General features: G+C 56.5%; 18 protein-coding genes. 11 read left to right on the top strand and 7 right to left on the bottom strand.

What is annotated here, in order from left to right; genetic code table 11:
• Window positions 1-12 precede the first annotated feature (12 nt).
• Both AP059_RS03415 and AP059_RS03410 read left to right on the top strand, forming a co-directional pair.
• The gene (locus tag AP059_RS03415; protein ID WP_059761880.1) at window positions 13-3192 is read left to right on the top strand and encodes an efflux RND transporter permease subunit; all 3180 of its coding nucleotides are present in this window, start codon (window positions 13-15) and stop codon (window positions 3190-3192) included.
• Window positions 3189-4598: an efflux transporter outer membrane subunit gene (locus AP059_RS03410; protein ID WP_059761879.1), complete on the top strand. Its 1410-nt coding sequence runs from the start codon at window positions 3189-3191 to the stop codon at window positions 4596-4598. Before AP059_RS03415 ends, AP059_RS03410 begins: the two co-directional genes overlap by 4 nt.
• An 86-nt stretch (window positions 4599-4684) precedes the next feature.
• Here the strand turns inward: AP059_RS03410 and AP059_RS03405 are convergent, their stop codons facing one another.
• Window positions 4685-5797, bottom strand: a complete 1113-nt coding sequence (locus AP059_RS03405) for a sugar diacid recognition domain-containing protein (RefSeq protein ID WP_059761878.1) — start codon at window positions 5795-5797, stop codon at window positions 4685-4687.
• Window positions 5798-5955: 158 nt separating this feature from the next.
• Here AP059_RS03405 and AP059_RS03400 point away from each other — a divergent pair, with 158 nt between their 5' ends.
• The 3 genes from AP059_RS03400 to rarD (AP059_RS03390) all read left to right on the top strand — a co-directional run bounded on the left by AP059_RS03400 (window position 5956) and on the right by rarD (AP059_RS03390) (window position 9529).
• Window positions 5956-7269, top strand: coding sequence for an MFS transporter (locus tag AP059_RS03400; RefSeq protein WP_059761877.1), 1314 nt, complete (start codon window positions 5956-5958; stop codon window positions 7267-7269).
• Window positions 7270-7533: 264 nt separating this feature from the next.
• A complete protein-coding gene (gene rarD / locus AP059_RS03395) occupies window positions 7534-8418 on the top strand; it encodes an EamA family transporter RarD (protein ID WP_059761876.1) in 885 nt (294 codons plus the stop codon).
• 229 nt (window positions 8419-8647) lie between these two features.
• Window positions 8648-9529, top strand: a complete 882-nt coding sequence (rarD, locus tag AP059_RS03390; protein ID WP_048364817.1) for an EamA family transporter RarD — start codon at window positions 8648-8650, stop codon at window positions 9527-9529.
• Window position 9530: 1 nt separating this feature from the next.
• On the opposite strand, the gene AP059_RS03385 is transcribed toward rarD (AP059_RS03390), so the two are convergent.
• Entirely contained in the window at window positions 9531-10826 is a 1296-nt protein-coding gene (locus AP059_RS03385; RefSeq protein WP_059761875.1) for an ATP-binding protein, read from the bottom strand.
• A gap of 3 nt (window positions 10827-10829) precedes the next feature.
• Window positions 10830-11531 carry a response regulator transcription factor gene (locus tag AP059_RS03380; protein WP_059761874.1) on the bottom strand — a complete coding sequence of 234 codons (702 nt, stop codon included), beginning with the start codon at window positions 11529-11531 and terminating at the stop codon, window positions 10830-10832.
• A gap of 177 nt (window positions 11532-11708) precedes the next feature.
• Here AP059_RS03380 and AP059_RS03375 point away from each other — a divergent pair, with 177 nt between their 5' ends.
• The 3 genes from AP059_RS03375 to AP059_RS03365 are packed head-to-tail and all read left to right on the top strand — an operon-like array spanning window position 11709 to window position 16655.
• Complete coding sequence (locus AP059_RS03375) at window positions 11709-12863, top strand: efflux RND transporter periplasmic adaptor subunit (RefSeq protein WP_059761873.1); 1155 nt, start codon at window positions 11709-11711, stop codon at window positions 12861-12863.
• A gap of 2 nt (window positions 12864-12865) precedes the next feature.
• Entirely contained in the window at window positions 12866-15964 is a 3099-nt protein-coding gene (locus AP059_RS03370; RefSeq protein ID WP_059761872.1) for an efflux RND transporter permease subunit, read from the top strand.
• 52 nt (window positions 15965-16016) lie between these two features.
• The gene (locus tag AP059_RS03365) at window positions 16017-16655 is read left to right on the top strand and encodes a DUF1345 domain-containing protein (protein ID WP_059761871.1); all 639 of its coding nucleotides are present in this window, start codon (window positions 16017-16019) and stop codon (window positions 16653-16655) included.
• A 56-nt stretch (window positions 16656-16711) separates the two neighbouring features.
• Here the strand turns inward: AP059_RS03365 and hppD are convergent, their stop codons facing one another.
• Window positions 16712-17788 (bottom strand): 4-hydroxyphenylpyruvate dioxygenase, encoded by a 1077-nt coding sequence (hppD, locus tag AP059_RS03360; protein WP_048402334.1) that lies wholly within the window; start codon window positions 17786-17788, stop codon window positions 16712-16714.
• A gap of 337 nt (window positions 17789-18125) precedes the next feature.
• Here hppD and AP059_RS03355 point away from each other — a divergent pair, with 337 nt between their 5' ends.
• From AP059_RS03355 to gloA, 3 genes are all read left to right on the top strand, one after another.
• The gene (locus tag AP059_RS03355; RefSeq protein ID WP_059761870.1) at window positions 18126-19679 is read left to right on the top strand and encodes an EAL domain-containing protein; all 1554 of its coding nucleotides are present in this window, start codon (window positions 18126-18128) and stop codon (window positions 19677-19679) included.
• Between the two features lie 234 nt (window positions 19680-19913).
• Window positions 19914-20273 carry a histone-like nucleoid-structuring protein, MvaT/MvaU family gene (locus tag AP059_RS03350; protein WP_059761890.1) on the top strand — a complete coding sequence of 120 codons (360 nt, stop codon included), beginning with the start codon at window positions 19914-19916 and terminating at the stop codon, window positions 20271-20273.
• A gap of 422 nt (window positions 20274-20695) precedes the next feature.
• Window positions 20696-21217, top strand: a complete 522-nt coding sequence (gloA, locus tag AP059_RS03345; RefSeq protein WP_048364809.1) for a lactoylglutathione lyase — start codon at window positions 20696-20698, stop codon at window positions 21215-21217.
• Between the two features lie 54 nt (window positions 21218-21271).
• Here gloA and ahpF read toward each other — a convergent pair whose 3' ends face one another.
• The 3 genes from ahpF to AP059_RS03330 all read right to left on the bottom strand — a co-directional run bounded on the left by ahpF (window position 21272) and on the right by AP059_RS03330 (window position 24641).
• Window positions 21272-22834, bottom strand: a complete 1563-nt coding sequence (gene ahpF, locus AP059_RS03340; protein ID WP_048364808.1) for an alkyl hydroperoxide reductase subunit F — start codon at window positions 22832-22834, stop codon at window positions 21272-21274.
• A gap of 126 nt (window positions 22835-22960) precedes the next feature.
• Window positions 22961-23524: an alkyl hydroperoxide reductase subunit C gene (ahpC, locus tag AP059_RS03335; protein WP_016780891.1), complete on the bottom strand. Its 564-nt coding sequence runs from the start codon at window positions 23522-23524 to the stop codon at window positions 22961-22963.
• A 178-nt stretch (window positions 23525-23702) separates the two neighbouring features.
• Entirely contained in the window at window positions 23703-24641 is a 939-nt protein-coding gene (locus AP059_RS03330) for a site-specific integrase (RefSeq protein ID WP_059761869.1), read from the bottom strand.
• Window positions 24642-24702 lie beyond the last annotated feature (61 nt).

Here is a 24702-nt window from a genome sequence, read left to right as displayed (position 1 = left end):
ACGATAACTCCGATGAATTTTTCCCAGTTCTTCATTCAGCGGCCCATTTTCGCGGCCGTACTTTCATTGTTGATCTTGATTGCGGGTGGCATTTCGCTGTTCCAATTGCCGATCAGCGAATACCCGGAAGTGGTACCGCCGACCGTGGTCGTGCGTGCCAACTTCCCCGGCGCCAACCCCAAAGTGATCGGCGATACCGTTGCCGCGCCGCTGGAACAAGCGATAACCGGCGTTGAAAACATGTTGTACATGTCTTCGCAGTCCACCGCTGACGGCAAGATCACCCTGACCATCACCTTTGCGCTGGGCACTGACCTGGACAACGCTCAGGTGCAGGTGCAAAACCGTGTGACGCGCACGCAGCCCAAGCTGCCTGAGGAAGTCACGCGCATCGGCATTACCGTGGACAAGGCCTCGCCCGACCTGACGATGGTGGTTCACCTGACCTCCCCGGACAAGCGTTACGACATGCTGTACCTGTCTAACTACGCCATCCTCAACATCAAGGATGAGTTGGCACGCTTGAACGGGATCGGCGATGTGCAGATGTTCGGCATGGGGGATTACTCATTGCGGGTCTGGCTTGATCCGAACAAAACCGCATCTCGCAACCTGACCGCTACCGATGTGGTCACGGCCATTCGTGAGCAAAACCGTCAGGTTGCAGCCGGTGCCCTGGGCGCCCCGCCAGCGCCGAATGCCACCAGCTTCCAGCTGTCGGTCAACACCCAGGGCCGTCTGGTCACTGAAGAAGAGTTCGAGAACATCATCATCCGCTCGGGTGACGATGGGCAGATCACGCGTTTGAAGGACATTGCACGGGTTGAGTTGGGCTCCAGTCAGTACGCCTTGCGTTCCTTGCTGAACAACCAACCGGCAGTGGCGATACCGATCTTCCAGCGCCCTGGCTCCAATGCGATCCAGATTTCCAATGACGTTCGCGCAAAAATGACCGAACTCAAGCAGAACTTCCCGCAAGGGATGGACTTCGACATCGTGTATGACCCGACCATTTTCGTTCGTGGTTCGATCGAAGCCGTGGTGCATACCCTGTTTGAAGCCCTGATTCTGGTAGTACTGGTCGTTATCCTGTTCCTGCAAACCTGGCGCGCTTCGATCATTCCGCTAGTGGCCGTGCCAGTGTCGTTGATCGGTACGTTTGCCGTGATGCACATGTTCGGTTTCTCGCTCAACGCACTGTCGCTGTTCGGTCTGGTACTGGCCATCGGGATCGTGGTCGACGATGCGATTGTGGTGGTGGAGAACGTCGAGCGAAATATCGAGCTGGGACTCAACCCGGTAGAGGCCACCAAGCGGGCGATGCGTGAAGTAACCGGCCCGATCATTGCCACGGCACTGGTGCTGTGTGCGGTGTTTATTCCGGCCGCCTTTATCTCGGGTCTGACCGGGCAGTTTTATAAGCAATTCGCCCTGACGATTGCTATTTCCACAGTCATCTCGGCCTTCAACTCGCTGACGTTGTCCCCTGCACTGGCAGCGGTATTGCTTAAAGGCCATCACGCGCCGAAAGACCGTTTTACCCGTGTGCTGGATCGTTTGTTCGGTGGCTGGCTGTTCGGCCCGTTCAACCGCTTCTTCGTCAAGGCCAGTAACGGTTACGTCGGCACCGTGCGCCGTGTGATTCGTGGCAGCGGTATCGCCATGTTGCTGTACGCAGGCTTGATGGTGCTGACGTGGGCCGGATTTGCCCATACGCCAACCGGCTTCGTACCACCGCAAGACAAGCAATACCTGGTGGCCTTCGCTCAATTGCCAGACGCCGCGAGCCTGGATCGCACTGAAGCCGTTATCAAGCGCATGTCCGAAATTGCGCTTAAACAACCTGGGGTTGCCAACTCGGTGGCCTTCCCTGGCCTGTCGATTAACGGTTTTACCAACAGTCCGAACAGCGGCATTGTGTTCACCCCGCTCAAGCCGTTTGATGAGCGCAAGGACCCAAGCCAGTCAGCTGCCGCCATTGCAGCCGCCTTGAACGCTCAGTTCGCGGACATTCAGGACGCTTACATCGCGATTTTCCCGCCACCTCCGGTACAAGGTCTGGGCACTATTGGCGGGTTCCGCCTGCAAATCGAAGACCGCGGCAATCTGGGTTATGACGAACTGTACAAAGAAGTTCAGAACGTGATTGCCAAGAGCCATAACGTGCCAGAGCTGGCCGGGTTGTTCACCAGCTACCAAGTGAACGTGCCACAAGTTGATGCAGCGATTGATCGGGAAAAAGCCAAGACCCACGGCGTGGCCATCAACGATATTTTTGACACGTTGCAGATCTATCTGGGTTCGCTGTATGCCAACGATTTCAACCGCTTCGGGCGCACTTATCAGGTCAACGTTCAAGCCGAGCAGCAGTTCCGCCTGGAGCCTGAGCAGATTGGCCAACTGAAAGTGCGCAACAACAAAGGCGAAATGATCCCGCTGGCGACCTTCATCAAGGTCAGCGACACCGCAGGCCCCGACCGCGTGATGCACTACAACGGTTTCGTCACCGCTGAAATCAACGGCGGCGCGGCACCGGGCTACAGCTCCGGGCAAGCAGAAGCAGCCATGGAGAAACTGCTCAAAGAAGAACTGCCTAACGGCATGACCTATGAGTGGACTGAACTGACGTATCAGCAAATTCTGTCGGGTAATACCGCACTGTTTGTGTTCCCGCTCTGCGTGCTGCTGGCGTTCCTGGTGCTGGCTGCGCAATACGAGAGCTGGAGCCTGCCACTGGCAGTGATTCTGATTGTGCCGATGACGCTGCTGTCAGCCATTACCGGGGTGATTATTTCGGGCGGTGACAACAACATCTTCACTCAGATCGGATTGATCGTACTGGTGGGGTTGGCGTGCAAGAACGCGATTTTGATCGTCGAGTTCGCCAAGGACAAACAGGAAGAAGGCCTCGACCCGCTGGCGGCGGTGCTCGAAGCCTGCCGCCTGCGTCTGCGGCCGATCCTGATGACCTCGTTCGCCTTCATCATGGGCGTTGTGCCTCTGGTGCTCTCTAGCGGCGCGGGTGCTGAAATGCGTCACGCGATGGGTGTTGCGGTGTTCTCCGGCATGCTCGGTGTAACCTTCTTCGGCCTGCTGCTGACGCCAGTGTTCTATGTCTTGATTCGCCGCTATGTGGAGCGCAGTGAAGCGCGCAAAGCCGCCAAGCACTTGAAGTTGGAGCCGCAGCAATGAGCGTGAAAGCCTTCCTTCCAAGCCTGTTGGTACTGGCGTTGAGCGCCTGTGCCGTAGGCCCGGATTACCAAACGCCGAAGACGGAGCCGGCGCAGATCAGCGCCGACAGTCTTAAAGGCTTTGACCGTGCACATTTTGAAGGGATCTGGTGGCAGCAGTTCGACGATCCAACCTTGAATGCATTGGTGTCTCAGTCGTTGGCCGGCAACCGTGAATTGCGCGTCGCGTTTGCCCGCTTGCGTGCAGCACGGGCCATTCGTGATGACGTCAGCAACGATGCGATGCCGACCATCACCAGCCGTGCCAGCAGTGACCTTGGCAAGGGGCAAATTCCAGGGCAGACCGAGAAGCGCGTCAACAGTGAGCGCTACGACCTGGGCCTGGACATGGCGTGGGAAATTGATCTGTTCGGGCGCATCCAGCGTCAATTGGAAGCCAGCGACGCTGACGAGCAAGCAGCGGCAGCGGATTTGTATCAGTTGCAAGTGACGATGATTGCTGAGTTGGTCGATGCCTATGGCGAACTGCGCGGCGCTCAATTGCGTGAACGCATTGCTCTGGACAACCTGAAAAACCAGCAGGAATCCAAAGCCATCACCGAAAGCCTGCGCGATGCTGGGGTGGGTGATGAGCTGGACGTGATGCGCGCGGATGCACGTCTGGCCGCCGTTGAAGCCAGCGTGCCGCAATTGCAGGCCGAACAGGCGCGTGAGCGCAACCGCATCGCCACGTTGCTGGGCCAACGGCCAGAGCAACTGAGTGTGGATCTGAGCCCGGCCAAACTGCCTGCCATTGCTAAAGCGTTGAACATCGGCAACCCCGGCGATCTGCTGCAACGTCGCCCGGACATCATGAGCGCTGAACGTAAGTTGGCCGCCGCCACCGCCCGTATCGGCGTAGCCAAGGCGGATCTGTTTCCGCGGGTCAGCCTCAGCGGGTTCCTCGGCTTTACTGCCGGGCGTGGATCGCAAATCGGTTCAGCTGCTGCCAATGCCTGGGCCTTAGGCCCCCGAATCACCTGGCCTGCGTTTGATTTGGGCAGTGTGCGCGCCCGCTTGCGCGGTGCGGATGCTCAAGCCGAGGGCGCCTTGGCCAGCTATGAGCAGCAAGTGTTGTTGGCGCTGGAAGAGTCGCAAAACGCGTTCACTGACTACGGCAAACGTCAGCAACGTTTGGTGTCGCTGATTCGACAAAGCGAGTCCAGTCGCACCGCGGCGGATTTGGCAGCCATTCGTTACCGTGAAGGCACCGTGGACTTTTTGGTGCTGCTCGATGCCCAGCGCGAACGTCTGGCGGCCGAAGACAGCCAAGCGCAAGCCGAGGTTGAGTTGTATCGCGGCGTTGTGGCGATCTACAAAGCCCTGGGTGGCGGCTGGCAGGTCGAAACCCTGGCCAGTGCGCGCTAAGTTTCAACTGATTTAACGGCTCCTTTGGTTGGTCGCATCCAACCGTTTAGCCCCGCGTTCATTCGGTCGCGGGGCTTTTTTTGCTTTCAAATCGCTGAAGCTCGGGCATAGGGCAGCAGTTGCACCCCCAGATACAGCGCCAACATGCCGTTCAGGCTCAGCGGATCGACTCCGCTCAACTCGGCAATGCGCTCCATGCGATAGCGCAGGCTGTTGCGATGAATACCCAGCGCATCGGCACAGGCCTGACTTTGACCGTCGTGCACACACCAACTGCGCAAGGTAGCTATCAATTGGCCGTTACTGTCTTTGGCCACCACCTTGTGCAACGGATTGAGCAACTCTTCCAGTGCATCGTCATTGCGATGGCGCCACAGCATGACGGGCAATCGATAGCGATCCAGACTCAGCAGCCGTGTGTCAGGTAATACATCGCGCCCATAGGCCAGCAAATCCCCGACCCGACGGTAGCAACGACGCAGCCCTTTGAGCGCATCGGCCTGGCCTCCGGCGGCAATGCGCAGCACGTTCCAGCCCTGGGTGTCGAGACGCTCCAACAGCCGCACATCATCCAGCGTGGTGGTGGCCGGCCGGCACCACAGTAGCGATGCGTTGGCCGGGCACACGCACCAGCTGTCCGGGTAACGTGACTGCAACCACGCGCCGAGGGCTTCGCCGGTGAGACCTTTGCCCAGCTCAAACAGATACGGAATACGCGACAGTTGGGGTTTGAGACCTAACTGCTGAGCTTCGTCGATCAAGCGCGGAGAATCGCCGCCTTCACTCAGCAACAAGGCCACCAAATCGTCGCAACGCTGGCGTCGCCATTGCTGCTCGGCCTGCTGATGACGCTGGCCCACCAGCATCTCGGCAGTCATGCGCACCAGCTCGGCGTAGGTGCGCAATAGCTCGGGTTCACCGGTCAGGCCGAGCACACCGATCAGGCGTTGATCGAGCAGCAAGGGCAGGTTAATACCCGGTTGCACACCCTTGAGGCACTTGGCGGTTTGCGCATCGATCTCCACCACCCGTCCGTTGGCCAACACTAACTGCGCCCCTTCATGTCGGGTGTTGATACGCTCCGGCTCGCCACTGCCCAGGATCAGCCCCTGGCTGTCCATCACGTTAACGTTGTACGGCAAGATGGCCATCGCGCGATCCACGATGTCCTGCGCCAAATCATGATCCAGTTCAAACATAGGGTGACAATCCTTGGAAACATTTGTTCTTAGGCACAGCCTGAGCGCAAAAATGCTGTGCAGTAGCACAAAGACAGCAACGTTAGGGTGACCGAGACTCAAGCAGCGACCAACGTTAACCTCGGATCGCAAAAAAACATAATAAAGAGAGACAAGAGATGTCACAGAGCGCCCCCGCTTCGCTGACCGGCGATGACGATAAAAACGCCATCTACAAGCGCATCACCCTGCGTTTGATCCCCTTCATTTTCATCTGCTATCTGTTCAATTACCTCGACCGGGTAAACGTTGGCTTTGCCAAATTACAGATGCTCGACGCGCTGAAATTCAGCGAAACCGTGTACGGCCTGGGTGCCGGGATCTTTTTCATCGGCTACGTGCTGTGCGGCGTACCCAGCAATCTGGCGTTGACCAAGTTTGGCCCGCGACGCTGGATCGCTGTGATGATGGTCAGTTGGGGGCTGCTGTCCACCTGCCTGATGTTTGTCACCACGCCAACCCAGTTCTACACCCTGCGCCTGTTTACGGGTGCAGCTGAAGCCGGTTTCTTCCCCGGTGTGGTGCTGTATCTGTCGCAGTGGTTCCCGACATTCCGTCGTGGTCGGATCATGGCGCTGTTCATGTCGGCCATCCCGGTGTCGGGCCTGGTGGGCGGGCCTTTCTCGGGGTGGATCCTCAGCCACTTCGCCGCAGGCCAGGGTGGGCTTGCCGGCTGGCAGTGGATGTTCCTGTTGCAAGGTATTCCGACTGTCATCCTCGGTGGCTTGGCGATCTTTCTGCTCAATGACAGTTTCGCCAACGCCAAATGGCTCACACCTCATGAGCGCGAAGTGCTCGAAGCCGATCATCGGCTGGACGCCGCGAACAAACCGCCTACCACCAGCGACTCACTGCTCGCGGTGTTCAAGAACCCCGCGATCTGGGCGTTTGGCCTGATCTACTTCTGCATTCAGAGCGGCGTGTACGCGATTAACTTCTGGCTGCCCTCGATCATCAAAAACTTGGGGTTCAGCGACACGTTGGTGATTGGGTGGTTGAGTGCCATCCCCTACCTGCTCGCCGCTGTGTTCATGCTGCTGGTGGGGCGTTCGGCCGACTTGCGCAAAGAACGCCGCTGGCATTTGGTGGTGCCGATGTTGATGGGCGCGCTGGGGCTGATCATCGCCGTCAACTTTGCCACCCAACCGGCAATCGCCATTTTGGGCCTGACCATTGCCACGATGGGCGCCCTCACCGGCCTACCGATGTTTTGGCCGGTGCCGACCGCCATGCTCAGTGCCGGTGCAGCGGCCGGGGGCTTGGCCCTGATCAATTCGATGGGGCAAATGGCCGGATTCTTGAGCCCGTACCTGGTGGGGTTTGTGAAAGACACCACGGGTTCGACCGACGTCGCGCTCTATTTGCTGGCCGCCGTGATTGTGGGCGGCAGTGTGTTGGCGCTGCGCATGACGCGGGGGATGAACAACGCGTAATTGACGGGGCCATACGCACTTAAAAACGCTAGCCGTTGACGAGTAATGCAAGGCGCCGTCCGGCGGCGCAGCCGTCGAAACCCATCCGATGCGGTGTCTGACTAACACCGCAGTCATCGGGTTTACGAGCGCTTCGCAATCGGACGTCGCCTTCGGCAACCGCTATGCCAACCCCGTCCATTTTTTATGCATTTGCCCTAAGGGCTTCAGGGCCTCAAGCTACGCGCCTCTAACAATCAAAATGCGCGTGTCAACGAGGCTGTTGTGTCCAAAGGTATTGTTCTGTCTGTTCTGGCATCGAGCCTGTTCGGTGTCATGTATTACTTCACTTCCCTGCTCTATCCCTTGAGCGGTGCTGAAATTTTTGGCTGGCGGATGCTCCTCACCTTGCCGTGCATGAGTGTATTCATGTGTATCTGCGGGGACTGGCGGCTGGTGCCGGCGATAGTTTCCCGTCTGCGCCAACAACCCATGCTCTGGGGCGGGCTGATTGCTTCGAGTGCGTTGGTGGGTGTGCAATTATGGCTGTTCCTGTGGGCGCCATTAAATGGCCACAGCCTCGACGTGTCGCTGGGCTACTTCCTGTTACCGCTGACCATGATCCTCACCGGCCGCTTGGTGTATGGCGAACGCTTGTCGCATTTGCAAAAGATCGCTGCCGCACTGGCGACCCTGGGCGTGGCCAACGAGGTCTATCGTGTGGGCGGTTTCTCGTGGACCACGCTGTTGGTTGCGATTGGATACCCGCTCTACTTCGTTCTGCGCAAACGCATAGGCACTGATAACCTCGGCGGCCTCTGGCTGGACATGCTGTTGTTGATGCCGGTGGCGTTCTTGTTCGTGCAGGGGGGTGAGCATGGCTTTGATGTCGCCAGTCAGCGCTCTGCTCTGTATACGCTCATCCCGCTGCTGGGGGTGATCAGCGCACTGGCCTTGATCAGCTACATCATGGCCAGTCGCATGCTGGCATTCAGCCTGTTCGGGTTGCTCAGTTACGTCGAGCCGGTGCTGTTGGTCTGTGTGGCGTTGCTGCTGGGTGAGAGCATCAGTTCGGGTCAGTGGCTAACGTATCTGCCGATATGGCTGGCGGTGCTGGTGCTGATTTTTGAAGGGTTCAAGCACTTGGTGCGTCAGAGAAAATCAGTCTAGGAAGGTGCGTACTGGCCCTGAGCATGACCGTTAATCTTTTTTTTGAAAACACGAACGCTCGTTTAAAACGTCTTTGGCCCAGTATTTGCTTGGAAGTTACACGCATTACCTGTTTGGCTAGGTTTAAAAGCCAACTTATTGGTTTAAAAGACATTTGCCAATGATGTTCCACAGCCTCAAGCTATGTGCCCACTCACACGAGTAACGCTGTAGATCCATTGAGGTTGTTGTGTCTAAAGGTATTGTTTTATCGATTTTGGCGTCGTGCCTGTTCGGCGTCCTGTACTACTTCACGTCTGTGCTCTGGCCGCTCAACGGTCAAGAAATCTTCGGCTGGCGAATCCTGATCTCGCTGCCCTTCATGACACTGTTTATCTGCCTCAGCGGCGACTGGAAATGGGTGCCGCTCATATTTCAGCGCTTGCGCGCCCAACCGGCTCTGATCCCTTGCGTCGCCGTCACCAGTTTTCTGGTGGGCCTACAGCTGTGGATGTTCATGTGGGGGCCTTTGAATGGCCACGGGCTGGATGTGTCGCTGGGTTATTTCTTGCTACCACTGACCATGATTCTCACTGGACGCATCGTGTATGGCGAACGCCTCTCGCGCCTGCAAAAAATCGCCACTGCCCTGGCCGTGGTCGGGGTTGCCAACGAGTTGTACCGTACCGGTGGTTTTTCATGGACCACGCTGGTGGTCGCCATCGGCTACCCGATGTATTTCGTGCTGCGCAAGAAGATCGGCATCGACAACCTGGGCGGGTTATGGCTGGACATGCTGTTGATGGTGCCGGTTGCGCTATGGTTTGTACTTGCCGGCGAGCATGTCGATCTCGATGCGCAGCGCCCGCTGTTGTTCGCGCTCGTTCCGCTGATGGGTATTATCAGTGCCGCCGCAGGCTTTGCTTACATCTTGGCCAGTCGCTTGCTGCCGTTTAGCCTGTTCGGCCTGCTCAGTTACGTCGAGCCGGTGTTGCTGGTGGCCGTCGCCCTGTTGCTGGGCGACAGCCTGGAAGAAGGGCAATGGCTGACCTACGGACCGATCTGGCTGGCCGTCGGGGTACTGGTGCTTGAAGGCCTCAAGCATGTGAGCCGCCAGCGCCGCTCCCTCTAAGTCAGGCAGGCAGCCACAGTCTAAAGCGCGCCCCACCCAAGGGCGATTGCTCAAGCTTTAACGTACCGCCCTGGGCTTCCAGGGCGCGTCGACTGATGGCCAATCCAAGTCCAAAGCCCCCCGTTGCGCGGTCCCGGCTGCGATCCAGGCGGTAGAACGGTTCAAAAACCCGCTCGCGATCCGCCTCGGCAATGCCAATACCGTCGTCGTCCACCCATAACTCACAGCCTTGTGGCGTGACATTGACCCCCACTTGAATGCGGTGATCGCAATAGCGCATGGCATTGCGCAGCAGGTTTTGCAGCGCACGCGCTGTCAGCCGTGGATCAAGGGCAAATCGCGCCTGAGTCCCTTGCATCAACACGTCCAGCACAATGTCCGGGGTTTCGAGCGCTTCATCGAAACTGCCCAGAATGCTGTCAATGAACTCGTCCAGCGACACATCTACCCGCTCCGGCACCAGCGCCGGGTTTTGCAGGCGACTGAAGGACAACAGCTCCAGCACCAACTCATCCAGCTCGCGTATATGGCCAACCAGCACCAGCAGGCGGTCGCGGCTGGCAGGCGGCAGGTCATCGCACAGCACCAGCGCCAGGCCGAAATCGAGCCGGGTCAGGGGCGTTCTCAGTTCGTGAGACACCGCATTGAGCAGGTCGCGCTGCTGGTTGAGCAGGCTCTCGATGTCTTGCGCCATGGTGTCAAAAGCGCTGGCCAGCGCATGAACATTGGAACGTGGCGAGATGTGGGTGCGCGCACTCAAGTGGCCCAGGCCAATCTGTGCGGCCGTGCGCTTGAGCTGCTCAAGGTCACGCCAGTGCGGCCGCAACCACAGCAACAGACAGCCGAGCAAGGCTGCGCCGGTCAAAACGTTGATGCTCCAATACAACACGTTCATGTCGAACGGGTCGGGAGGCATCACCAGCTCAATCGCTTGTTGTCGGTTCAGCGGGGACACCACTAATGTGCGCCAGCCCCACTCGCCGATGCGCAGCACGCCTTGGCCTTGCTCCAGTTGATGGCGCTCCCGGGCATTGAATTTAGGGTCGTTGATCGACAGTAAATTAACCCGCAACGGGGAGAATTGCGTGTCCAGTTCGCTGGCCAGTGTCGGCCACTGTTCAGCGGGCACCGTGTGGAACTGTTTGACCAGAAGGGTTTGCATGCCACGGGACATGTCGACGTTGTAATGCATGAAACGCTCGTGAAACACCGTCACGATCAGCTCGGGCACCAGATATATGGCTGCGCCGAAGGTCACCATCGTGACCAGATAAAGCCGTAGCAGAACCTTGAACATGGCTCAGCATTCCCACTCGGAACGGCTGAACAAATACCCTTTGCCCCACACTGTTTTGATTTTGCGGGCTTCGCCCGCGCAATCGTCGAACTTGCGCCTCAATTTGGAGATAGCCACATCAACAGAGCGGTCTGTGCCATTGAATTCAATACCGCGTAAACGCTGAAGAATCTGATCGCGGCTGAGCACTTCTCCGGCATGCCTTGCCAGCACCACGAGCAAGTTGTACTCCCCGCTGGACAACTCGATGTCCTGGCCTCGCCAGCACACGGTGCGCTCAGAAAGGTCGATGCACAGGTTGCCAATCAGGATTCGGTCATTGGCCACTTGTGGCTCAATCAGGCTGCTGCGGCGCAATAAAGTGCGTACTCGCGCCAGCAGTACACGCGGCTCGCAAGGTTTTGTCACATAATCGTCGGCACCCATCTCTAGCCCTAGCACCTGATCATGACTATCGTCGCGGGCCGTCAACATCAGGATCGGCAGACTGGCCGAGTCGTTGCGCAACAAACGGCACACTTGCAAGCCATCAAGGCCCGGCAACATCAGGTCAAGAATAACCAAGTCTGGCGGGTTGCTTTTGGCTCGATCACGTACCTGATCGCCACGAGCAATCACGCTGACTTCATAGCCATTACGCTCCAGGTAGCTGGCAATCAGCTCCGAGAGCGCAGCGTCGTCTTCGACCAGCAAAATAGTGGGCATAATAAATGCTTACAACTTGGGGAAACGCAAAGGATATACAACCTCACATGGATAGGAGCATAACCTTCACACTTTTTCACACACCTCCTACACAGCTTCACAACGCCTCTTGCGTGCTGCGCTTAGCATTCGCAAGCACTTACAGAACCATCCTGCATTTATAAGAAGGCACGCTCATTGAAAAAGCTCTTTGCCCCGCTATGCCTTTCAGCGCTGGCACTGGCCCTCAGCGGTTGCGGCAACAGCCCCGATGCTGAACAGAAAGCGCCCTTGGTCAAGGTGCGCACCGAAGTCATTACAACTGCTCCCCTGTCGATCAATAACGAATTGAGTGGGCGGATCGTTGCACCACGCGTGGCGCAGGTCAGCGCCCGCGTCGCGGGGGTCATCCTTAAGCGCGTGTATGAGGAAGGCAGTGAGGTCAAACGCGGTGAGGTGTTGTTCTTGATTGACCCTGCACCGTTCAAGGCTGACCTGGACAGCGCGCAAGCCGCTCTGCGTAAATCCCAGGCGCTGGCCCTGCAAGCCAGGCAGCAAGATGAACGCTACAGCGCACTGATTGAAAGCAGTGCCATCAGCCGTCAGGAATACGATAACGCCCGTGCCCAATCGCAACAGGCACAAGCCGATGTCGCCGCAAACAAGGCTGCTGTGCAGCGCGCCCGCCTGAATTTAGGCTATGCCACCGTGACAGCCCCTATTTCCGGGCGCATCGGTCGGGCATTGGTCACGGAAGGCGCGTTGGTCGGTCAGGGAGAAGTCACCCCGCTAGCCCGCATTCAGCAACTCGACCCTGTGCACGTCGACCTGACTCAGTCCACGCGCGATCTGGACAACTTGCGTGAATCATTTCGCGCCGGTGAACTGCAACAAGTGGGGGCCCATCAAGCCCGCGCCACACTAATCCGCGACAACGGCAGCCTCTACCCCTTACCCGGTAAATTGCTGTTCACCGACGTCAACGTCGATCCCAGTACTGGCCAAGTGATTCTGCGCAGCGAATTTCCCAACCCGGATTACGACTTGCTGCCGGGCAGTTTTGTGCGCGTGCGCCTGGAGCAGGCGATGAACAAGCAAGGCATCAGCGTGCCGCAGCGCGCCATTTTGCGAGACAGCGCCGGCGTGGCGCAGGTGTTGCTGATTGACGCGGACAACCGCGTCAAGCAACACCCCGTGCAACTGGGCAATGCACAAAATGATCGCTGGATTGTTAACAGCGGCCTCAAGGCCGGTGACCGCATTGTCATTGAAGGTCTGCAACACGCGCGCCCCGGCGAGCAGGTACAGATCGATGACCCCGCACTCCCTCTCGTACACTCCACGGATCAGTGAGCATGCCGCAGTTCTTTATCGATCGGCCTATCTTTGCCTGGGTCGTCGCGTTGTTCATTGTGCTGGCCGGCGCATTGGCCATTCCGCAACTGCCGGTGGCCAAATACCCCAACGTGGCGCCGCCTAAAGTTGAAATCTACGCCGTTTACCCCGGCGCCTCGGCCCAAACCCTGGACGAAAGCGTGGTCAGCCTGATTGAGCAAGAGCTCAACGGCACCGACGGCCTGATGTACTTCGAATCCCAAAGCAGTTTGGGCAGCGCAACCATTACCGCCACGTTCAAGCCGGGGATTGACCCCGAAATGGCGCAGGTGGATGTGCAAAACCGGCTCAAAGCCGTGGAGTCTCGTCTGCCGCAAGCGGTGATGCAGCAAGGTTTGCAGGTCGAAAAAGTGTCTTCCGGATTTTTGATGCTGGTGACCTTGACCGCCAATGACAGCCCGCTGGATGAGGTCGCGCTCAGCGATTACCTCGCGCGCAACGTGATGAACGAAATCAAGCGCATCGAAGGCGTGGGCAAGGCCCAGCTCTATGGCGCAGAACGTGCCATGCGTGTCTGGATCGATCCACAAAAGCTGATTGGTTTTAACCTCACCCCTGCCGATGTCAATCAGGCGATTGCCAGTCAGAACGCTCAAGTTTCAGCGGGCAGCATTGGCGACTTACCGGGGCGGCCCACCCAGGAAATCACCGCGACGGTGCTGGTCAAGGGGCAGTTGTCGACGCCTGAAGAGTTTGGTGACATTGTGCTGCGCGCCAACCCCGATGGCTCGACAGTGCGTGTGCGGGATGTGGCGCGCGTAGAAATCGGCAGTCAGGAATACCAGTACGGCACTCGCCTGAATGGCAAAACGGCCACCGCGTTCAGCGTTCAATTGGCGCCCGAAGCTAACGCCCTGAGTACGGCGACATTGATTCGCGCCAAGATGGACGAGTTGAGCCGTTACTTCCCGGCCGGGGTCGAATACAGCATTCCCTACGACACCTCGCCGTTTGTGAAGGTTTCGATTACCAAAGTGATGTACACCCTGGTCGAAGCCATGGTGCTGGTGTTTGCCGTGATGTTCCTGTTTTTGCAGAACGTGCGCTACACATTGATTCCGACACTGGTGGTGCCTGTCGCCCTCATGGGCACGTTTGCCACCATGCTGGTCCTCGGGTTTTCGATCAACGTGCTGACCATGTTTGGCATGGTGCTGGCCATCGGGATTCTGGTGGACGATGCCATTGTGGTGGTGGAAAACGTTGAGCGGATCATGGTCACCGAAGGGTTGTCGCCACGTGAGGCCACACGCAAAGCCATGACCCAGATCAGCGGCGCCATCATCGGTATAACGCTGGTGCTGGTAGCCGTGTTTATCCCTATGGCGTTTATGCCGGGTTCGGTGGGCGTGATTTACCAGCAATTCTCGCTGTCGATGGCCACCTCCATTCTGTTCTCGGCCTTCCTTGCGCTGTCCTTGACCCCGGCGTTGTGCGCAACGCTGCTCAAGCCAATCGCCAAGGGCGAACACCATGCCAAAGGCGGTTTTTTTGGCTGGTTCAATACACGCTTCGAGCGTATGTCCCAAGGTTACGAGCACTGGGTTGTGCACGTGATCAAGCGCAGTGGCCGCTACTTGTTGCTCTACGGGGCGCTGCTCGTGATCTTGGTGCTGTGCTTTGCCCGCCTGCCCTCCTCGTTCTTACCCGTGGAAGACCAGGGCTACACCATCACCGATATCCAGTTACCGCCGGGAGCCAGTCAGGGCCGCACAATAAAAGTCGCCGAGCAGATTGAAGCCCACAACGCAGGCGAGCCTGGCGTGGGCAATACGACGATGATTCTGGGGTTCAGCTTCTCGGGTAACGGCCAAAACGCGGCACTGGCGTTCACAACGATGAAGGATTGGTCAGAACGCGGCGCCAAGGACTCTGCCTCGGCCATTGCCGATCGAGCCAATGCCGCCTTCAGCGAGCTAAAAGATGCAGTGGCGTTTGCCATCCTGCCACCGCCAGTCAGTGGCTTGGGCACATCCAGCGGCTTCGAATTCCGTCTGCAAGACCGTGGCGGCGCAGGCTACGAGGTACTGATGCAAGCGCGTACCGAACTGTTGGCGCTGGCCGAGAAAAGCCCGGTGCTGGCTAATGTGCGTGAAAGTGCGCTGGCAGAAAGCCCGCAAGTTCAACTGGAGGTTGATCGCAAGCGGGCCAACGCGTTGGGCATCTCGTTTGCTGACATTGGCAATGTGCTGTCCACGGCGGTCGGCTCGGCGTACGTCAATGACTTCCCGAACCAGGGCCGTATGCAGCGCGTGGTGGTTCAGGCTGAGGGCGATCAACGCAGTCAGGTTGAAGACTTGCTCAAGATCAATGTGCGCAACAACTTGGGGAAAATGGTGCCGCTTTCAGCGTTTGTCGAAGCGCGCTGGATTCAAGGGGCATCTCAGTTGACGCGCTATAACGGCTACCCGGCCATCAGTATTTCGGGTGAAGCCGCATCGGGCCACAGCACAGGCGAAGCGATGGAAGAGATCCAGCGCCTGGTCGCTCAATTACCAGCAGGCATGGGCATGGAATGGACCGGTCTGTCCCTTGAAGAAAAAATCTCGGGCGCACAGGCGCCGATTCTGCTGGGCCTGTCATTGCTGGTGGTGTTCCTTTGTCTGGCGGCGCTGTATGAAAGCTGGTCGATTCCTACGGCGGTACTGTTGGTCGTGCCGCTGGGTGTTTTGGGTGCTGTGCTGGCCGTGACCTTGCGAGGAATGCCCAACGATGTGTTTTTCAAAGTGGGCTTGATCACGATCATTGGCTTGTCAGCCAAGAACGCGATTTTGATCATTGAGTTCGCCAAAACGCTGTATGACGAAGGTCATGACTTGGTGGACGCCACCGTGCAGGCCGCCCGCTTGCGTTTGCGACCGATTGTAATGACATCGCTGGCGTTTATTCTCGGTGTGGTGCCGTTGGCGATTGCCACCGGTGCAAGCTCCGCGAGCCAGCAGGCCATCGGCACGGGGGTGATTGGCGGCATGATTGTGGCAACCCTGGCAGTGGTTTTTGTGCCCGTATTCTTCGTCGTGGTGATGAAACTGGTCAGAAGCAAATCGCGATCGCTTTAAGCGTCCACCGCGCGTGCTAAGGTGCAGCAATACCGAGTAACAGGGATTGTTTATGCCGCATCTTGCACGCACTCACCCTCGCCTGACCGCTGCCACTGTGTTGGGGGTCGCGGTTGGTATCTTTGCTCCTGCTGCGACGCTGACGTCTAAATTTTTGCTGGGCTGGAACGCCGGTGTCTGGCTGTATTTAGCGTTGACGCTGTGGTTGGTTATTCGCGCCAAGGCCCATGACGTGAAGCGCACAGCTGAGGTCGAAGATGAAAATGCCAGCATGGTGTTATTCACGGTGTGTATTGCTGCCGTGGCCAGCCTCGCGGCCATCACGCTTGAGCTGTCAGGCAACAGCAAACTGAGCGATACCGATCAGATCATGCATTACGCCTTTACCGGCATGACCATCGTCGGCTCGTGGCTGATGATCGGGGTCATTTTCAGTCTGCATTACGCGCGCTTGTTCTATAACAACGAGGGGCCTGAACCGGCGCTGCGCTTCCCAGAGGGCGAACTGAGCCCTGATTATTGGGATTTTATGTATTTCTCTTTCACGCTCAGCGTGGCGGTGCAAACAGCGGACGTCGCCATTGCGACACGCGAGATGCGCAAAGCAGTCCTTGCTCATTCGTTGTTGGGTTTTTTGTTCAATACCGCAGTCCTCGGGTTTTCGATCAATATCGCGGCAGGCCTGTTTTAAACCCATAAAAAAACGCCCAACCGACACAGCGGATGGGCGTTTATTTACACGTGTTTTCAGTCTGCTGTCAGCACGCCACGACGCACCTGGTCGCGCTCAATGGACTCGAACAGCGCCTTGAAGTTGCCTTCGCCAAAACCGTCGTCGCCCTTGCGCTGGATAAATTCGAAGAACACCGGCCCCATCAGCGTTTCGGAGAAGATCTGCAACAGCAAACGCTGATCGCCTTTATCGGATGAACCGTCCAGCAGGATGCCCCGCGATTGCAACTCATGCACCGGCTCGCCGTGATTAGGCAGGCGGCCTTCGAGCATTTCGTAGTAGGTCTCTGGCGGCGCAGTCATGAAACGCATGCCGATTTTCTTCAGTGCATCCCAGGTTTTAATCAGGTCATCACTGAGGAAGGCGACGTGCTGAATGCCTTCGCCATTGAACTGCATCAAAAACTCTTCGATCTGCCCTGCACCCTTGGACGATTCTTCGTTCAAGGGGATGCGGATCATGCCGTCCGGGGCCGTCATGGCTTTGGAGGTAAGACCGGTGTATTCGCCCTTGATGTCGAAGTAGCGAATTTCACGGAAGTTGAACAGCTTTTCGTAGAAATTAGCCCAGTACGCCATGCGGCCGCGATACACGTTATGGGTCAAATGGTCGATGATTTTCAGGCCAGCGCCCACCGGATGGCGATCCACACCTTCGATGAACACAAAGTCGATGTCATAGATCGAGCTGCCTTCACCGTAACGGTCGATCAAGTACAGCGGCGCGCCGCCGATGCCTTTGATCGCTGGCAAGTTGAGTTCCATCGGACCCGTCGGGATTTCGATCGGTTGCGCACCCAGTTCCAGCGCACGGGAGTAGGCTTGCTGGGCATTGCGTACACGAAACGCCATACCGCACACAGACGGGCCGTGTTCAGCTGCGAAGTAGGACGCCACACTGTGCGGCTCGTTATTGAGGATCAGGTTGATGTCGCCCTGACGATACAGGTGCACGTCTTTTGAGCGATGGGTGGCCACTTTGGTGAAGCCCATGATTTCAAAAATGGGTTCGAGTGTATGGGGGACCGGCGACGCGAATTCGATGAATTCAAAGCCCATCAAGCCCATTGGGTTTTCGTATAGATCAGCCATGTTGGTGCCTCATCAGTATCATTTTTAGAATTAACGCAGGGTTATTTGCTAAGAATGCAGAGGCTGACAGGCGGTGCGCAGGAGATGCCGCGTACACTGCGCGCAAGGAAATCACCGTAGATCAGTTGGAACCCGAGTGTCTTCATGTCGACCCATCTCTATACGGGCGGGGCTTCTGCTTGCAGAAGTCATTATTCTTGTATGCGTAAGCGGATTCTACATGGCGTAAAGATGTTTGTCCCGGCCACCTTTAAATTAGTCGCCTCGCAATGCTAGCCTTTGACGATTAACGCCTATTCTCTCTTCATCGCCTTTATTTGTACGCTCAGGAACCTGAATGCCTTTAACGCTCAAATTGACCCGCACGTGGACAGATCGTTACGCGTTAATTGTACTCAGTGGCTTGCTGCCCGTTGTACTTGGCCTGTTCATCCTGGCATGGCAGGCTAACCGCTCGCTGGAACTGATCGCCCTGCATACCTCTGAGGAGGCAGTCCGGCAATTCGATCAAATGCTCGACAATGCAGCCTTGGCCGCCGATGTGGTTTTACCGCTGGCTGGACAAGAATGCGCACAAGTCGAATTGGCGTTGCGTGATCAAGTGACACGCCGCCCTTTTGTACGCTCGGTTAATTTGGCCTGGGACAATAAATTGTATTGCACCTCCTTGTTCGGCCGCTTCAAGGAGAGCGTATACCCCGGCGATTACACCGCAGGCACATTGTGGTTAATGCCCGGCAATCCCATTACACCGAACGAACCTTTACTGGTATTGCGCAAGCAGAACGGGCAACAGAGTGTATTGGTGAGTCTGTATGGTTTTCATTTAGTCAATGTGCTGGGGTTGATCAACCCTAAAACACATTTATTGATTCAAGTGGGTAACGCCTGGATAGACCGCTATGGTCTAGTTAGCAACGCCGCCCTGCCTGATTATCCCGTGGCGCAAGTCAGTCACCCCTCCACGCAATACCCCTACCGCGTCGTGGCAGGTTTTAGTGAGGGTGAAATTGCCCGGTACGCGGTTGTGGAATATCCCGTATTGATGGGATTACTGGTTTTTCTGGGACTGATATCAGCGGCGACTGTGCACTGGCTGCAAAAGCGTGCGTCATCACCCAGTCATGAACTTCAGCGTGGCTTAGAGGCGGGTGAGTTCATTCCTTATTTCCAGCCGATTGTGCGCAGCGACACGCAGGAGTGGGCAGGCGTCGAAATCCTCATGCGCTGGCAGCACCCGCGAGAAGGATTGGTTCGCCCTGATCTGTTCATTCCTTTCGCGGAGCATAGTGGCCTAATCGTACCGATGACACGATCGCTCATGCAGCAGACTGCAGCCTTGCTCTCACCCCACGCAGCGAATCTGGCGCAGGGCTTTCATATTGGCTTCAATATCACCGCACGCCATTGTCAGGACTTGGGATTGGTGGATGACTGCCGAGCCTTTTTAAAAGCATTTGCACCAGGCCATATCAAACTCGTACTGGAGCTGACAGAGCGAGAGTTGATCGTGCCAAGCGAGGTGGCGCTCCAGTTGTTCGCTGAACTGCACGCGATCGGCGTAATGATCGCGATAGATGACTTTGGCACCGGGCATTCAAGCCTCACGTATTTACGCGAATTCAACGTTGATTACTTGAAAATTGATCAGAGTTTTGTCGCCATGATCGGTGTCGATGCATTATCCAAGCACATTCTGGACACCATCATTGAGCTCAGCGCAAAGCTGGAGCTGGGGGTTGTGGCAGAAGGCATTGAAACCGAAGAACAACGCGACTACTTGACCTCGCGCGGGGTCGAGTTTCTACAGGGTTATCTGTTTTCGCGCCCACTGCCACCAGAGCAATTCATTAAATCGGTGCAGGCGCGACCACAACAAACAATGAACTAAACACAGGGGTTAGAACTTGCAGAGCGGCGCAGCACTGTCACCGTGAAGGGCCATTGGCACTTTGTAAATTAACAACTACAATTTTTTTGACTGATGACAGAACACCTTAATACTCGTTTTGCCGAGTCCTGATTCAGGCTGAACGACGGTAAAACTATTGTGTCCATGCCATGTGGCTAATACATCATTCATCTCATCGGTTTAGCCTGCCGACCTACGATTGGAGTAATGACTTTGTCCAGACTTGCTGAATTTCGCGCTGCCGAAAAGGCGCTACAAGAACAGTTGGCGCAGTTAGAAGCCTTAAAGAATGATGCCGGTTTGAAAAAGGAGATTGAGTTCGAGCAGAAGCTCCAGGGATTGATGAAGTCTTACAATAAAAACGTGCGGGATATTATTGCCATTCTTGATCCAGGCCCCGCGACGTCCAAAACCTCATCAGCCCCCAAGCAGCGCAAGGCGCGTGTGCTCAAGGTGTATCAAAATCCGCATACCGGCGAACTCATTGAAACCAAAGGCGGCAATCACCGCGGGCTTAAGGCCTGGAAAGAGCAATACGGTGCCGCCACTGTAGAGACCTGGGTTCGTACCTGATGCATTTTGTTTCACCCGCCCTGCCCTGCAGGGCTTTTTTTGCTTTTCAGGATGAATACACCGCCACAGACAAGACGTTGTTTACACGCACTCAACGCTTTATCGATTTGTTCAAGCATCGCTGAAATGAAGAGTTGCGCCTTATTGACGGCGCAACTCAACCAATAGTCGTAGACATGCCCTGATTCACATTTTTTTCACATCGCTCGCATCAGGATGGAGGCTGCTAAAGGACTAGCGCCCCATGCCCGCTTCGGCGGGCTTCTTTTTGCCTGAAATTTGCCTGTATACCCCTTGCGTATCCGATGCGCCATTTCACGTTTTCCTAAAACCCGTTTGGCGCACGACGTCACATTCCGTATCATTCGCCCATCACGCTCACCGCAGCGACCGATCACCCAAGCAATACATTCGGAGGGTTCATGAGCCTGCAAGACCTGAACAACATCTCTGGCGTGACTGCCGCTCCAGATAGCGCTACCCAAAATTTCGTTTTCAACCACACCATGTTGCGTGTGAAAAACATCGAGAAGTCCCTGGATTTCTACACGCGGGTGTTGGGTTTTTCGCTGGTCGAAAAGCGCGATTTCCCTGACGCTCAATTCAGCTTGTACTTCCTTGCGCTGGTCGACAAAGCGCAAATCCCGTCCGATGACGCGGCTCGCACCGTGTGGATGAAATCGATCCCCGGCATTCTCGAACTCACTCACAACCATGGTTCGGAAACAGACGATAGCGTTGTTTATCACAACGGCAATACGGACCCGCGCGGCTTTGGTCACATTTGCATTTCGGTGCCTGACATCGTGGCTGCGTGTGAGCGCTTCGAAGCGCTGGGTGTGGATTTCCAAAAACGCCTGACCGATGGCCGCATGAAGTCGCTGGCCTTCATCAAGGACCCGGATGCTTATTGGGTCGAGATTATTCAGCCCACCCCGCTGTAAAACGCAGGCAATAAAAAACCCATGATCGCTCATGGGTTTTTTATTGCCGATTGATCAGTCGGGAGCTGAAGTGCGGATCAAGTGATCGAATGCGCTCAGGGATGCTTTGGCGCCCTCACCGACCGCAATCACAATTTGCTTGTAAGGCACGGTGGTAACGTCACCGGCGGCAAAAATGCCCGGGATTGAAGTTTCACCGCGCGCATCGACAACAATCTCGCCGCGAGGCGTCAATTCAATCGTGCCTTTGAGCCAGTCGGTGTTAGGCAGCAAACCGATTTGCACAAAAATGCCTTCCAGTGCGATGTCACGCACCTCGCCAGACTGGCGCTCTTTGTAGCGCAAACCGTTGACTTTCTGCCCGTCACCCGTGACTTCAGTGGTTTGGGCATTGGTAATCACGGTCACGTTAGGCAGGCTGTTGAGCTTGCGCTGCAACACCGCATCGGCACGCAGCTTGGTATCAAACTCAAGCAACGTCACATGCGCAACGATACCGGCCAGATCGATGGCGGCCTCAACACCTGAGTTACCCCCACCAATCACCGCGACACGTTTACCCTTGAACAGGGGGCCGTCGCAGTGTGGGCAGTAGGCTACACCACGGCTGCGGTACTCTTGCTCGCCCGGCACATTCATTTCACGCCAGCGCGCACCCGTCGCTAAAATCAGTGTCTTGGCCTTGAGCGAGGCACCGCTGGCGAATTTGACTTCGTGCAACTCGCCCGCTTTGCCAGGGATCAACTGATCCGCACGTTGCAGGTTCATGATGTCCACGTCGTATTGTTTGACGTGCTCTTCCAGTGCCGTGGCCAGTTTGGGTCCTTCAGTCTCTTGAACCGAGATAAAGTTTTCGATGGCCATCGTGTCAAGCACCTGACCGCCAAAGCGTTCAGCTGCCACACCCGTACGAATACCTTTGCGGGCCGCGTAAATTGCAGCCGCCGCACCGGCCGGGCCGCCACCAATCACCAGCACATCAAAAGCGTCTTTGGCGCTGATTTTTTCGGCCTGGCGTTCAATCGCGCTGGTGTCCAGCTTGCCAAGGATTTCTTCGAGACCCATACGCCCCTGACCAAAGTTAACCCCGTTCAGGTACACGCTTGGCACTGCCATTACTTGGCGCTCGGTCACTTCGTCCTGGAACAAAGCACCGTCAATCGCAACGTGGCGAATGTTCGGATTGAGTACTGCCATCAGGTTCAACGCTTGAACAACGTCCGGGCAGTTCTGGCACGAGAGCGAAAAATACGTCTCGAAGTTGAACTCGCCTTTAAGCGAACGGATTTGCTCAATCACTTCTGCACTGGCTTTCGAGGGATGGCCGCCGACTTGCAGCAAAGCCAGTACCAGCGAGGTAAATTCGTGGCCCATTGGGATGCCTGCAAAACGCAGGCTGATGTCGCCGCCCGGGCGATTCAACGAGAACGAAGGCTTGCGCGCATCGGTGCCGTTGTCCAGCAAGGTGATCTGGCTGGAAAGGCTGGCGATTTCTTTCAACAAGTCATGCATTTCACGGGATTTCGCGCCGTCGTCGAGCGAAGCAACGATCTCGATTGGCTGGGTAACCCGCTCCAGGTATGACTTCAACTGAGCTTTTAGATTGGCGTCCAACATACGGGCGATCTCCTTTAACGTTAAGACTGTGTAAAAAAACGCCCGAGCGAATGTCGCCCGGGCGTTTTGAGGGCGATGCAGCTTACAACTCAGGTGCGGATCACCGCCCTTGGCTGGCTCACAGGCTTAGATCTTGCCTACCAGGTCCAACGATGGAGCGAGGGTGGATTCACCTTCTTTCCACTTGGCTGGGCATACTTCGCCCGGGTGTGCAGCAACGTACTGAGCCGCTTTGATTTTGCGCAGCAGCTCGGAAGCGTCACGACCCACACCGCCATCGTTCAGTTCAACGATTTTGATCTGACCTTCCGGGTTGATCACGAACGTACCGCGGTCAGCCAGGCCAGCTTCTTCGATCAGCACGTCGAAGTTGCGCGAGATGGTCAGCGTTGGGTCACCGATCATGGTGTATTGGATTTTGCCGATGGCTGGCGAGGTGTTGTGCCAGGCAGCGTGAGCGAAGTGAGTGTCAGTCGACACGCTGTAGATTTCTACGCCAAGCTTTTTGAACTCTTCGTAGTTATCAGCCAGGTCTTCCAGCTCGGTTGGGCAAACGAAGGTGAAGTCAGCTGGGTAGAAGAACACAACGGACCATTTGCCTTTCAGGTCGGCGTCCGACACTTCCACGAAGCTGCCGTTTTTGTAAGCAGTGGCTTTGAACGGTTTTACTTGGCTGTTGATGATAGGCATCGTTGTCTCTCCGTCAGGGTTGAAAAGTTGATGGGGTGAATCCTAACAACACATTTTGTATCAGGCTCATTGGGAAAGCTGATGCAGTTGATTGGTTTTGGCTATCAGGTCACTGTATTAATAGAAGAAACCTGAATCTGACTATCACCCTTTGCGCACCCTCGCCTCTTGATCCCAATCAGTGACCGATACTTTTTTCAGCGGTTACGCTCATCCCGGTAAACGGGGTCGCTTCAACATAGCGCATCGCTGACTTTACGTCCTTCCAGCCGACGTAATTCATTAGCGACTTCAAATCCCAGCCACTTTGATGGGCCCATGTCGCAAAACCGCGCCGCAATGAGTGGCTGGTGTACTGTTCGGCAGGGATACCTGCGCGCTCAAGTGCCTGGCGCAATAGCGCAATCACACTGTTGGCGTGCAAGCCCTCATGGGCCAGGTTGCCCCAGCGATCAATCCCTCTGAACACGGGGCCACGCACCAAGGCCGATACATTGAGCCATTCGATATAGGCGCGCACCGGACACAACCGTAACAGCGCTGGCGTCTGGAAGGTTTTGCCCAGGTTATCGCGATCGCCCTTGCTGCGCGGTACGTACAGCGTGATACCCGCCCCTTGCACCGCTTGCACGTGCTCGATCTGCAAGCGGCACAGCTCATCGCTACGAAACCCGCGCCAAAAACCCAGCAAGATCAGTGCGCAATCACGTCTGGCGCGTAGCAATCCGGGGTGATCCTGGTTGGCACGCGCGGCCTGCGCTTCGTCCTCAAGCCAGTCGACCACTTTTTCCAAGTGTTGCAGCTGCAACGGTTGCGCTTGTTTTTCCTGCGCCGGATGCAGCGCGCGAATGCCCTTGAAAACCTTGCGCACCACTGGTGCCTTAGTGGGGTCGGCGAAGCCTTGGCTGTTATGCCACTGAGCTATGGCCGAAAGCCGCAGTTTCAAGGTGTTGAGCGAGAGTTGTCCTGCGTAATTGACCAGGTAACGCGCCACGCTGTCGCTGGTAGCAGGCAGAAAGCCCCCCCAGGTCACTTCGAAATGCTCAATTGCAGCACGATAGCTGCGACGGGTGTTGTCGCGGGTCGCCGCGTTTAGGTAGCGATCCAGATCGCTCATTGGGTAGTTCTCTTGGCGGGTGTACTGAAAACAGGCCCTAAAAACGAATCCAAGGCTCTGG

The sequence above is a fragment of the Pseudomonas sp. TAA207 genome (assembly GCF_001529285.1).
GTDB classification, from domain to species: domain Bacteria; phylum Pseudomonadota; class Gammaproteobacteria; order Pseudomonadales; family Pseudomonadaceae; genus Aquipseudomonas; species Aquipseudomonas weihenstephanensis.
The sequence above is the reverse complement of the archived record's forward strand: the minus strand, read 5'-3'. Positions and strand labels throughout refer to the sequence as shown.